This window comes from Streptococcus sp. M143 (assembly GCF_000162495.1).
Classification (GTDB): domain Bacteria; phylum Bacillota; class Bacilli; order Lactobacillales; family Streptococcaceae; genus Streptococcus; species Streptococcus dentisani.
In genome coordinates, this window is record NZ_GG730097.1 from 989,460 (window position 1) to 1,002,425 (window position 12,966).

The 12,966-nt window shown below is 44.4% G+C and carries 11 protein-coding genes; all 11 read right to left on the reverse strand.

From position 1 onward, the window contains the following. Positions 1 to 7: 7 nt before the first annotated feature. Complete coding sequence (locus HMPREF0850_RS11450; protein ID WP_000176903.1) at positions 8 to 463, reverse strand: threonine/serine exporter family protein; 456 nt, start codon at positions 461 to 463, stop codon at positions 8 to 10. 1 nt (position 464) lies between these two features. After that, positions 465 to 1,223: a threonine/serine exporter family protein gene (locus HMPREF0850_RS11455; protein ID WP_000344523.1), complete on the reverse strand. Its 759-nt coding sequence runs from the start codon at positions 1,221 to 1,223 to the stop codon at positions 465 to 467. Positions 1,224 to 1,310: 87 nt separating this feature from the next. Continuing rightward, entirely contained in the window at positions 1,311 to 3,194 is a 1,884-nt protein-coding gene (gene pknB, locus HMPREF0850_RS11460) for a Stk1 family PASTA domain-containing Ser/Thr kinase (protein ID WP_000614500.1), read from the reverse strand. Next, positions 3,191 to 3,931 carry a Stp1/IreP family PP2C-type Ser/Thr phosphatase gene (locus HMPREF0850_RS11465; RefSeq protein WP_000401536.1) on the reverse strand — a complete coding sequence of 247 codons (741 nt, stop codon included), beginning with the start codon at positions 3,929 to 3,931 and terminating at the stop codon, positions 3,191 to 3,193. Before HMPREF0850_RS11465 ends, pknB begins: the two co-directional genes overlap by 4 nt. Before the next feature lie 15 nt (positions 3,932 to 3,946). Beyond that, on the reverse strand, positions 3,947 to 5,260 hold the full coding sequence (gene rsmB, locus HMPREF0850_RS11470; RefSeq protein ID WP_009014086.1) for a 16S rRNA (cytosine(967)-C(5))-methyltransferase RsmB: 1,314 nt from the start codon (positions 5,258 to 5,260) through the stop codon (positions 3,947 to 3,949). Then, the gene (gene fmt / locus HMPREF0850_RS11475; RefSeq protein ID WP_000163718.1) at positions 5,253 to 6,188 is read right to left on the reverse strand and encodes a methionyl-tRNA formyltransferase; all 936 of its coding nucleotides are present in this window, start codon (positions 6,186 to 6,188) and stop codon (positions 5,253 to 5,255) included. Before fmt ends, rsmB begins: the two co-directional genes overlap by 8 nt. A gap of 12 nt (positions 6,189 to 6,200) precedes the next feature. Next, positions 6,201 to 8,594, reverse strand: coding sequence for a primosomal protein N' (locus tag HMPREF0850_RS11480; protein ID WP_000951904.1), 2,394 nt, complete (start codon positions 8,592 to 8,594; stop codon positions 6,201 to 6,203). Between the two features lie 65 nt (positions 8,595 to 8,659). Next, the gene (rpoZ, locus tag HMPREF0850_RS11485) at positions 8,660 to 8,974 is read right to left on the reverse strand and encodes a DNA-directed RNA polymerase subunit omega (protein WP_002874282.1); all 315 of its coding nucleotides are present in this window, start codon (positions 8,972 to 8,974) and stop codon (positions 8,660 to 8,662) included. Positions 8,975 to 8,998: 24 nt separating this feature from the next. Continuing rightward, positions 8,999 to 9,625 (reverse strand): guanylate kinase, encoded by a 627-nt coding sequence (gmk, locus tag HMPREF0850_RS11490; RefSeq protein ID WP_000775043.1) that lies wholly within the window; start codon positions 9,623 to 9,625, stop codon positions 8,999 to 9,001. Between the two features lie 134 nt (positions 9,626 to 9,759). After that, on the reverse strand, positions 9,760 to 11,373 hold the full coding sequence (locus tag HMPREF0850_RS11495) for a ribonuclease Y (protein ID WP_000404954.1): 1,614 nt from the start codon (positions 11,371 to 11,373) through the stop codon (positions 9,760 to 9,762). Positions 11,374 to 12,084: 711 nt separating this feature from the next. Then, positions 12,085 to 12,966: LPXTG cell wall anchor domain-containing protein (locus HMPREF0850_RS11500; protein WP_029705134.1), on the reverse strand; the 882-nt coding region annotated here is incomplete at its 5' end.

The window sequence follows — 12,966 nt, forward strand, 5'->3', positions numbered from 1 at the left end:
GACAGCCTTAGGAGGAGATTCCTCGCTGTTTTCGGATATAGTAATAAAGTTTTAAAATCACCGTTCCACTTGCCATTCCAATAGAAATAACAAGAGCTAACATAACCACCAAAGTCGCACTGGCAAGGGCATGGCTGTAATCGCCTGTCACAAAGAAGGCAGTCGTCCGATAGGAAAGATAACCTGGTACCAAGGGGGCAAGAATGGCCAAAACAAAGACCACCGCTGGTGTCTTATAGACAATACTTAAAATCTGGCTGATGCAAGAGCCAATTACTGCTGCGATAAAGGTCGCAATAATAACATTGGTTGGTTCTTTGAGCACGAGATAGAGGAGCCAAACGCCCATTCCCAAAATACCACCAGGTAGGAGCATGGAGCGTTGAACATTCAGTACGATTAAAAAGGTGATAATGGCAAGTAAACTCGCCACTGCTTGGAGCAAAATACTTGTTAGAGTCATCTTATGTCATCAAAACTAGGGCGACGGAGGTACCGGCCCCTAAAGCGAGGGTAATGAGCAAAGATTCAAACATCTTGCTCATACCAGAGTTGATATGGTTGGTCATGATATCCCGAACTGCATTTGTCAGAGCAATCCCTGGAACAAAGGGCATGACCGCTCCTGCTATGATCAGGTCTGCTGTCGAAGGAAATCCAGTATAGCGGGCCCAGAACTGGGCAATCAAGCCAAAAACAAAGGCACCCGCAAAAGCTGTTACAAAAGGAATTCGGATAAACTTCTCAACATAGAGAGAGAAGGCAAAACCAAACAAGGTCGCAACGCCTGCTCCAAAAGCATCATAGACATTGCCACCAAACATAATCGAAAAGAAAGGGGCACTGAGGGTCGCTGCAAGAGTCACTTGGAGCTTGCTATAAGGAAGGGCTTGATTTCTGATTTCCCTTAACTTTTGAAAGGCTGCAGAAAGATCGATCTGACCACCGACAAGTTCTCGTGATACTTGGTTGACATCGCAGACTTTTTCGATGTTATAGGAGGATGACGTCACCCGTTTCATCCGAGAAATATTGGTATTTTCAATCGAAAAGAAAATAGCTGCGGGCATGGCAAGAACATTGCAATCCACTATTCCCTGTGAATGGGCAATGCGAATCATGGTGTCCTCAACCCGATGAATCTCCGAACCACTTTTCAAGAGAATGGTTCCAGCTAGCATAATCACATCAATGACAGCATTTAACTCTTTTGATTCGTCCATTTTCTACTCCTATTTTCTACTCCCTTTATTCTATCACAAAAGTTCATGAAAAAAAATCTTTGTCATGAAATCATGACAAAGATTGGGTTAATTTCGTTCATTACTTGACGTTCTACTGCCATCTGAAGAATCCGTTGTAGGATTGCTACCTTGATTGTTACTCTGTGAAGGCGTCGTGTCTGTTCCTGAATTTCCGTGTTGAGACGAACTTGATGAAGAAGGAAGTGGTTTTGGTTTATAAATAGAAATCTTAACACGTGTTTTATTGAGATCTACCTTTTCTCCAGGTTTAGGGTCCTGACTAACAACTGTTCCTGCAGTAGTTCCTTCAGGAGCAGTTGATACTTCCACAACTTCGATATTGGCCTCTTTTACACCAACAATCTGAGTCAAATTGTTCTTAGTAAATTCGAGACTTGAACCAATGTAACTTGGCATCGAAACGCTGGTCACCTTCTTAGCAACTGTTAAGGTAATCGTGCTGGCTTTCGTGAGATCGTAAGTACTTCCTGCAGCTGGAGTTTGCCTAATGACTGTTCCTGGATCGCTTTCGCTAGATTCCTCTTCCTCGATCTTGATAAGATTTTCTGGAACCTTTTTCTCTTTGAGCTCTGCGACAACATCCGAGGACTTACGTCCTACATAGTTACTTAGTTGGAAGGATTGCTTACCTGATGAAACGATTAGATTTACTTTACTTCCTTCTTTTCGACCGCTTCTAGCTTCTGGATCTGTTCGAATGACGCGACCTTCGGCTACTGTGTCGCTGGCCTCTGTCTTTTCTTCACCTACTTCAAAATTAGCTTTCTTCAGTGTCTCTTTAGCTTCAGCAACTGTCTGTCCCGATACATCTGGAATAGCAATAGTCGCTGGAGTTCGGGAAAAGATCCAAATCAAAGAGGCTGCAACTAGCAAGGCACTGACCAGTAAAATCATATAGCGAGCTTTAAACTTCCGTTTTTTCGCTGGTTTTGGTACTGGTGCTTCATTTATCACCTGCTGAGTCTGCTGTTTTGATTGAGGTCGCTCTAATTGTGGCTTAGCCTTCGGAATAGAGGTCAGAGTGCTTTGTGGAACTTTAGGCAAGGTCTTGGTATCAACCTTGCTTGCCTCATCAAAGACTAGCTTTGGTTCTCTCCTACGATTGTGAGATAAACAACTCGACAAATCCACATACATTTCTGATACAGACTGATAGCGATCTGTTAATTTCTTGGCCGTTGCCTTGATAACGACATTTTCCAAAGCTTGTGGTACTGCTGGATTCTCAGCAATAACAGATGGGAGTGGTTTTTGGAAATGCTGGAGGGCAATAGTCACTGCACTATCCCCATCATAAGGGATATGTCCAGTCAACATTTCATAGAAAATAATCCCCATAGCATAGATGTCACTCTGCACAGTTGCCTTGGAACCACGGGCCTGCTCAGGTGAGAGATAGTGGACTGAACCGAGCATGGAGTTGGTCTGTGTCAGACTGGTCTCTGCAAAAGCCACGGCAATCCCAAAGTCTGTAACTTTGGCAGTTCCATCTGGTGTCAATAGGATATTTTGAGGTTTCAAATCTCGGTGGATAATCCCTCTCGTATGCGCCAGACGCATCGCCAAGAGAATCTGTCCCATAATACGGACGGCTTCTTCGTTTGAGAGAGGAGAGTGTTCTTTAATATAACGTTTGAGGTCAAGCCCTGCCACATACTCCATAGCTAGATACTGCTGACCGTCTTCCTCACCGATATCTGTTATTCGAACGATATGGGGATGATCCAGATCCGCCATGGCTCTCGCTTCACGTTGAAAACGTGCCACAGCAATCGGATCTGTCTGATAGTTAGTCCTCAGGACCTTAACCGCCACTTCTTCCCCGTCTAGGATCAAATCCTTGGCCAAGTAAACATCCGCCATGCCTCCTCGACCAATCTGTTTGATAATCCGATATCGTCCGGCAAAAATCTTGCCGATCTGGATCATTCTACTTCCTCCTCATTCATGTGAACAAGGGCAACCGTGATATTGTCTAAGCCTCCTGCATTGTTTGCAAAACGAATCAAAGTTGCCGCCTTGTCTGCCAAGGAAATATCACTCGTTACAATATCGTAGATATCGCTTCCTGAGATCATATTGGTCAAGCCGTCACTGTTGAGCAAGAGGTAGTCTCCTGGCTCTAGGCTAACCATGCCAAAATCTGGTTGAATTTCATCTTTTTGCCCAATGGATTGGGTGATGATATTTCTCTGCGGATGAATCTCTGCCTCCTCTGGAGTTAGCTGACCAGCCTTTAGCAGAGCATTAACCAAAGAATGATCACTTGTGAGCTGGCGATAATCTTCACCACGGATCAAACCGATACGAGAATCACCAATATGGGCATAAATAGCTTGATTTCCAATAATGGCTACTGCTTCAAGCGTTGTTCCCATCCCCTTATAGGCTTCGTCTTTCCCCATCTGATGAATTTTTTGATTTTCAAGTTCCAGATAGTGGGCAAACCATTCACGGATCTCATTGACGGTGTCGATTTGGGTATCAACCCAAGCCACGCCCAGATCTGTCACCGCCATCTCACTAGCGATATTGCCTGCACGGTGTCCTCCCATCCCATCAGCCAAGAGGATCATGGTGCGTCCTGCTCGGTTGACAAAGTGATTGACATAGTCTTGGTTATTTGTTCGTTTCTGACCAACATCTGTTAATAATGCTATTTCCATTGTGTCAGTTCCTTCCTAATCAGATATCTTGCGGAATTGGCTGATAAAGAATCCATCACTTCCGTACAATTCAGGAGTGATCAAGATACAGCCGTCCTTCAAAATATCCTTGCATTCATGTTCTAGTTTAACCTGCTCAAACTCGGGATGACTTTCTAAAAATGCCTCAACGACATGAAAGTTCTCCTCAGAGACAATAGTACAGGTACTATACGTTATTATACCACCTTTACGTAGCGTTTGACAAACACTACCTAGTATTTCCAGCTGAATTTGCTGTAATGATGCGAAATCCGCCGTTTCTTTATTGTATTTGATATCTGGTTTGCGACGCAAAAGACCAATTCCAGAACAAGGGGCATCTACTAAAATCTTGTCAAAAGAGTCCTTTTCAAAAAACTCATGTACCTTTCTGGCGTCCAATTTTTGCGTTTGCACCCGATCTGCCACACCCAGACGTTGGGCGTTTTCTTGGATCAAATCCAACTTGTGATCATATAGATCCAAAGCTGTCACCATACCAGATGTAAGGTAAGAAGCAATATGGGCTGTCTTTCCACCCGGAGCCGCACAGGCATCTAGGACCTGCTCATCGCCTTGTAAATCAAGAGTGGGAGCAACCAATTGACTGGACTCATCTTGGATGGTAATGGCTCCCTCGGCGAACAAGTCATGACCCGCAAAATGCCCCTGCTCCTTGACCAAACCAGAAACAGCCAAAAGTGAGTCACTCGCCTCTAACACGGCCTTGATTTCCTCTTTTCGACTCAAGTCGGTCACTCGGATACTGGCTTTGTTACGCACCAATAGGCTGTCAAAGATGGCTTGGGCTCGCTCTTCGCCGTATTCTTCCTTGAGCTTAGACACGAGCCAAACTGGGAGAGAATAAGCAATGGAATCACGCTTGTTTTTGCGTTTGATACTATCAATGTCTGGCCAGCCTTCTCGCAAAATACGACGAAGGACAGCGTTGACTAATTTTTCACTGCCTTTTTTACGGGCTTTAGCTAGCTCTACAGCTTCATTGACCACTGCGTGATTGGGAACCTTATCCAGATACCGAAGTTGGTAGGCACTCAGAAGGAGCAGGATATAGAGCCAGTTATCAAGCTTATCCCGGTCTTCGATAAAGTGGGACAGGTACCATTCCAGAGTCAGTTTTCGGGCTACCGTTCCGTAGACAATCTCTGTCACCAACCCCTTGTCTGCTACTGAGAGTCGACTCCCCTTGAGGTGTTTGTTTAAGGCAATATTGGAGTATGCTTGGTGGATAAAAACATCCTCTAACACTGCTAGAGATAGATTTCTAGCCGTTTCTACTTTAGTCACCAAATCGTTCTCCTACAGTCAATGTCCGTCCAACTCCGTTGAGGAAAGAAGCAATGTCCATCTTAGGCTTACCTGCTGGTTGCACTTGCTTGAGAGATAGAGCTCCTTCAGCCGTTGCAACGATCAATTCTTTCTTACCAATAGAGAGGATCTCACCTGGATTTCCCTGACCTTCTACTGGAAGGGCTTCATAGATCTTAAAGCGGTCGCCTTTGAGAAAAGTATGGGCAACAGGCCAAGGATTCATGCCGCGAATTTGGTTAAAGAGTTGGCGATTGGTTTTAGTCCAATCGAGTTTCTCTTCTTCTGGCTTAATATTTGGCGAGAAAGTGACTTGACTAGGATCTTGTGGTTCAGGTTTGATCTCCCCAGCAATATAGCCAGGAAGGGTGTCCAAAAGCAAGTCACGACCAACAATTGCCAATTTCTCAAACAAGGTTCCAACGTTGTCCTCATCTGTAATAGGAATACTACGGCGGGAAATCATATCTCCTGCATCCATTTCTTTAACCATTTCCATAATGGTCACACCAGCTTCCTCATCCCCTTGAATCAGGGCATAATGAATGGGAGCTCCACCACGGTGTTTTGGAAGAAGGGAAGCGTGAACATTGACTGCAAAGTCCATGCTATCAAGAAGTTTGCTTGGGAGAAACTGCCCAAAAGCAGCAGTGATAATCCCATCAGCTCCTAGCTTCATAATGGCTTCCATCTCTGGACTCCCAGATAATTTTTCAGGCTGGTAGATAGGAAGGCCTGCTTCTTTTGCAGCCTGCTTAACTGGGGTTTCTTGGATGACTTTTTTACGGCCGACAGCGCGGTCTGGCTGAGTCACAACAGCTAGAATCTCGTAACGGTCATCTGATAACAACCCCTTCAAAACTGTCGCTGAAAATTCAGGTGTCCCCATAAAGATTAGTTTTGTCATTTCTTCTCCTTCTTATAAAAATTGCTGCGGTTCGTGATCAATACTGAGACGAAGCTCGCTATTTTCTCTTTCTTGAGTTAAGGCCAGAACCTGATTTAGAGTCGGTCCCAGCTCATCTTCTAAACGGTATTTAGTCAAAATCTGGTAATGATAAAGGTTGTGGGTACGGGCAATGGGTTTTGGTGTCGGTCCAAGGATTTTACTAGTTTCCGATAAACCTGAGCGCAAAATCCCCATGACTTCATAGGCACGTTTGACAACCTCTTCTTCTTTCTTGTGAGAGAGGGTAATCCCAATCGTAAAATAATAAGGCGGGTAGCCGAGTTGGCGCCTGATACTCATTTCATAAGCGTAAAAGCCATCGTAGTCCTGATCTTTGGCAAAACGAATGGCATAATGCTCAGGATTGTAAGACTGGATCAAGACCTGCCCAGCCTTTTCTGCACGACCTGCACGGCCTGCCACCTGAGTTAAGAGCTGGAAGGTTCTCTCAGAAGAACGGAAATCTGGCAGATTCAAGGCCGTATCCGCATTGAGCACTCCGACTAGGGTCACATTTGGAAAATCCAAGCCCTTGGCAATCATCTGAGTTCCCAGCAAGATATCTGCTTCACCTCGACCAAACTGGTCCAGTAAGGCTTGGTGACTGCCTTTCTTACGGGTCGTATCCACATCCATCCGTAGAATGCGTGCCTGAGGAAAGAGCTCTGCTAGCTCATCATAGGCTTTCTGAGTCCCCGTCCCGTAGTAACGAATACTGCGACTCTGACAGTTTGGACAGACATGAGGAATCCCCTTCGAAAAACCACAATAATGGCAATTCATGGTCTTGGTATCCATGTGCAGGGTTAGAGAAATGTCACAGTTGGGACAACTATCCACCGTCCCACACTCCCGACACATGACAAAGCTAGAATAACCCCGGCGGTTGAGCATGAGGACTACCTGTTCTTTTTTGTCCAGACGGTCTTGGATGGCTTCTAGCAAAGGAGGGGTAAAGTTTGATGTCTCATTTTGTCCGATATAGTCCCGAAAGTCAATCACTTGAACCTCAGGAATAGTGGCTAAAGGATTGGCCCGTTGGGTTAGCCGCAAGTGTTGATAGACACCTTTTCCAGCCCGCGCACGGCTTTCCAGACTTGGTGTCGCTGAACCAAGGACCAGGGCTGCTTGATTGTACTGGGCCCGTAGAATGGCGACCTCTCTAGCATGATAACGGGGATTGCTGTCTTGTTTGTAGCTAGCTTCATGCTCTTCATCGATAATTATGACGCCTAGACTTTTCAAAGGTGCAAAGATGGCTGATCTAGCGCCAATAACAACTTGGGCATCGCCGCGCTCAACCTTGCGCCATTCATCGTACTTTTCACCACTGGACAGGCCTGAGTGAAGAATGGCCACTTTCTCGCCGAAACGAGCAATGAAACGCTCTGTCATCTGCGGCGTCAGAGAAATCTCAGGTACCAGCAAAATGGCCGTCTTGCCCTTGTCCAAGGCTCCTTGGATGATCTGTAAGTAAACCTCAGTTTTCCCACTTCCTGTAATTCCTTGGAGGAGGAAAGGAGGCTGTTGACTGCCAATAGCACTGACAACCGCATCACGTGCCTGTCTTTGTTCAGGATTCAATTCCAAAGGTTGGCTGACTTCAATGCCTTCAAAATAAACAGCTGAGCGTTGCACTTCCTTTTGGACTATGGACACAGCACCTTGTTCCACAAAGAAGTTGACTTGCTCCCGCGAATAAGACTCTAACAAGCTAGCCAGAGGAGCACTTTCAGGATGAGACAGCAAATAGTCTCTCAGCTCTGCCTTTTTCTTAGCACGGGTAGAAATCTCAGTCTGCTCTAGTCGATTAGCATCAACCTCATACCAAGACTGGGTCTTGACCTTCTTTTGATCGACTGCCTGGTATTCTAAACGGAGTAGCCCTTTTCTAGTCAAACGCATCATTTCTGCCTGTTTGGCAAAGTCTAGAGAAGAAAAGGCTAGCGAAGCTTCTGAACCAAACAAACGCTCTTTGTCTGCCTGACTCAGACCTTCCAGAGGATAGAGAATCTTATCATAACTAGAGTTTAAAAATCCCGGCAACATGGCTTTTAGAATGGAGATTTTGTAAGAAAAGACAGACTTGCGTAACTCCTCAGCCAGCCAGAGTTGCTCTTGAGTCAAGACGGGGGAAAAGTCTAGCACTTCTGCAATCTCCTTCAAGTCCTGATCAGCTACTTCTCCCGACTGGGACTCCAAACCTAGCACAATTCCTTGGATCAAACGATTGCCCTTGCCGAAGGGGACATGGACCCGCATACCGACTTCCAGCATCTCTACAAATTCTTCAGGGACCTTATAACTATAGGGCTGGTCCGTCTGCATCAGGGGAACATCCACGATAATCTTTGCGATAGCCATTTTCTCACCTCCTTCTTGTCAGTAAATTCTTGCAATAGAAAAAATAAGATTGAGTCCCCCCAACCTTAAATTTTTTCACCATCTTCTTTTTCTTTAGCGATTTGCTCTTTGATTTTCTTTTCTTCTTCTTCTTTGCGGCGTTTTTCTTCTTCGATACGGAGACGAACCGCTTCACGTTTTCCTTCTGGATCTGGGTGAATGGTTACATTTCCAGACTCGATTTCTTCCAAAGCGCGAAGAGTTGATTTTTCAGACTTAAACTCTTGAGTTGCTGGCGCGCCTGCTTCTAGTTCGTGGGCACGCTTTGCTTCCAAAATTACGAGTGAATATTTAGATGGTACCTTGTCAAGCAAGGTATCAATAGAGGGTTTTAACATCATTTGCTTGTACCTGTTTCCTATAGTTTATCGAGTAGTTGGAGATTTTGGCAACATCTCCTGGTAGTGACCAATGACACGGTCCACACGGAAGTGTTCTGCTTCGATCACACGCTTGACACGTTTAGCAGCGAGGGGCACCTGATCGTTGACAATGGCATAATCATACTCACGCATGAGGGCAATTTCTTCCTTGGCTTTTTCGATTCGTTGGGCAATCACTTCAGCACTATCTGTTCCACGACCTACCAAACGATCTTGCAATTCATCCAAATCTGGTGGCGTTAAAAAGATAAAGACAGCATCTGGAACCTTTTTCTTAACCTGAAGGGCTCCTTGGACTTCAATCTCAAGAAAGACATCGATTCCCTTGTCCAGAGTTTCATTGACATAGGTCAGCGGAGTTCCATAGTAGTTACCGACATATTCTGCATATTCCAACATCTGACCTTGACGGATCAGCTCTTCAAACTCTTCACGAGTACGGAAGAAATAGTCCACTCCGTCCACTTCACCAGGACGTTGCGCACGCGTCGTCATCGATACAGAGTATTGAAATTGATTCTCAGAACTCTCAAAAATCTCTCTTCTAACCGTTCCTTTCCCAACTCCTGAAGGACCAGAAAAAACGATTAGCAAGCCTCGGTCTGCCATTATGTCTCCTTTAGTTAGTCTGTGAAATAAAGTAAAATTTCTCTCGGATACTGATGATAGCGTCAGTTATCCTTCTACAGTCTTTCTATCTAGTGTAACAAAAAAGCAGTAATTTTTCAACTGCTCTTTCTTATTTATTTAGCATAATCTACTGCACGAAGTTCACGGATCACGGTTACCTTGATATTTCCTGGGTAATCGAGATTATTTTCAATTTTCTCACGAACTTTGTGAGCCAAGATTGTGACTTTGTCGTCTTTGATTTGTCCTGGATTAACCATGATACGGATTTCACGTCCTGCTTGAAGAGCAAAGCTATTTTGCACTCCTTCAAAGCTATTAGCGATTTCTTCCAAATCATGGAGACGCTTGATGTAGCTTTCAAGAGATTCACTCCGAGCACCTGGACGCGCTGCACTCAAGGCATCTGCTGCAGCAACAATCACTGCAATGACGCTTTCGGCTTCGACATCACCGTGGTGGCTAGCAATCGTATTCACCACAACTGGGTGTTCCTTGTACTTACGAGCCAATTCCGTACCAATCTCAACGTGGCTACCTTCAACCTCACGGTCAATAGCTTTCCCGATGTCGTGAAGGAATCCAGCACGACGGGCAAGAGCTGCATTTTCACCAAGTTCACTGGCGATGATACCAGATAACTTAGCAACCTCAATCGAATGACGCAAGACATTTTGTCCATATGAAGTACGGAACTGCAAGCGTCCCATGATCTTCATCAAGTCTGGATGAAGGTTTGGAGCACCAATCTCATAGGCAGCAGCCTCACCATATTCACGGATTTTATTGTCAATCTCCTGACGGTTTTTCTCCACCAACTCCTCGATACGAGCTGGGTGGATACGGCCATCCTTGAGTAACATTTCCATGGTCATACGAGCAATTTCACGACGAATCGGGTCAAATCCTGACAAGGTTACCACTTCTGGCGTATCGTCGATAATGACATCAACCCCTGTCAAACTTTCAAAGGTACGAATATTGCGACCTTCACGTCCGATAATGCGACCTTTCATCGTGTCATCTGGGAGATGGACTGTCGAGTTGGTTGACTCTGCGACATAGTCACCAGCGATACGCTGCATAGCCTGAACCAAGATATCTTTCGCAATCTTGTCTGAACGTTCCTTCACTTCTTGCTCAGCCTCACGAATGCGGCTAGCAATTTCCTTGGTCAAGTTTTCCTCTGTCTGAGCCAAGATAATATCTCGAGCCTCAGTTTGGGAAAGAGAACTGATACGTTCAAGTTCAGCTTCTTTTTGTCTTTCGACTTCCTCTAATTGCTCTTCACGTGCATCAAGGTTTTTTGCTCTATCAGAAATACTTTGTTCTTTTTGTTCAAGTGTTTTTTCTTTGTTCGTCAAATTGTCGTCTTTTCGGTCAAGGCTCGTAGCTCTCTCCGTCAAACGACTTTCAATTTGCTTGAGCTCCTGACGTTCTGACTTAAATTCAGCGTCCACTTCTTCACGGTATTTTCTGGCTTCCTCTTTGGCCTCCAATAGTGCTTCTTTTTTAAGAGACTTGCTTTCGCTCTTGGCTTCATTTAGCAGTAAATCCGCTTCGCGCTCAGCTTGTCCTCGTAAATTAGTTGCTTCTTGTTCAGCATTTAGAAGCATCAACTCTGCAGCCTCTTGAGATGATTTCATCTTAGCTGAGATGCTGACATATCCAATGACTAAACCAATGATGACGGCAAAAACAACAATCGCAATGGTCATGATTTCCATGTTTTTACCTCATTAAATTTGTTTATCGAATGACATACATTCCTTAATATTCTATCATAAAAAACCGATTTCCACAAACCCAAATTGAAGAGTTTTGTGTGAATTTTTGAAGAAATCCCTTGGATTTTCAAGCAAGATTAAGAATCATTAAAAATTTAAATTTCCACGAAAAACGAAGCAAAAAAGAGCAATCACCCACCAAATACTACTTCTACAAACGCCTTAGAGAAAGTTCAGGAACAAGTGAAAGCGGTTCACTGCGGACAGATTTAACAGCCAGATCCCCATCATCACACTACTTCAAAATACCAAAAATATACTGAATAAATTTCACATATTCCAACATCTCAGTCGCGCTATAATAAAGCCTTTTATCCTCAAACTTTCAGGAAAACTTTAGCACCTTGTGAGATTGACAGCCAGACGTTGACTTGTTCTGGTGAACTTCGCCATTAGTTAAAAGCAATCAGCAAGAATATAAGATGTCTAGTATTTGATTTTCAAAATTTCAAAAATTTAGAGTGATAGTTCTCGTCACTTTGAATGTTAGAAAAGAGAGAACCAATCTGATTCTCTCTCATGCTTAATTAGATGTCACTCTCTACAGTTGACAAAAAGCCCAAAAACCCCAGATAGCCTTGAGCTATCCGGGGTTTTTGTTTTCATCGCTAAAATGATATCAACAATTTCATTTTAGTCGATTTCTGGGACTTAGTCTTCTAAATCCATTTCAGAAGCTGCTGATTTCTTCTTCTTGCCAAGAAGAGAGGCAGTTGCCAAGGCAGCTACTCCTAATCCAAGACCAGCAAATTGGTTACTTGCAGTTCCTGTATTTGGAAGTTTTCTACCGTTTGAACGTCCTGGTCCAGCAGGTTGTTGTGCAGGAGCTTGTGAGTGGTTCAATGCACTTGAGATTGAAGCACTGTCAGACAAGCTAGCTGAGGTACTTGCACTATCGCTCAAGCTTGCTGAAGTACTTGCTGAAGTTGAGGCATTGCCTGAACCATTGCTTGTACTTGTTGAACCTGAACCGCTACCTGAGTTGTTGCTTGCACTGATTGAAGCTGAAGCTGATTGGCTAGCTGATACAGATGCTGAAGTGCTTTGACTTGCTGATACTGATGCGCTAGCTGATTGACTAGCTGAACCATTGCTTGTGCTTGTTGAACCTGAACCGCTACCTGAGTTGTTGCTTGCACTGATTGATGCAGAAATGCTGTCACTCAAGCTTGTACTTGTTGAGACTGACTCACTTGCGCTGATTGAGGCTGAAGTACTATCGCTCAATGATACGCTTACTGACTTGCTGAGTGAAACTGACTCACTTGCACTTACAGATTCAAGGTAGCTAGGAAGGTTAAACTCTGGCTTAGATTCGCTTGTTGGCTCACCCTTACTATAGCTGAATGAGTTAGATTGTTGTGACGCACTTGTACTCAAACTACTTGAAACGCTATTGCTAAGTGATGTAGATGTGCTTACGCTGTTACTCAAGCTTACTGAAGTACTTGTTGAAACTGAAGTACTACTTGAGTTGTTGCTTGCTGATTCAGATGCACTAATTGAAGCAGACACGCTGTTGCTCATGCTTGT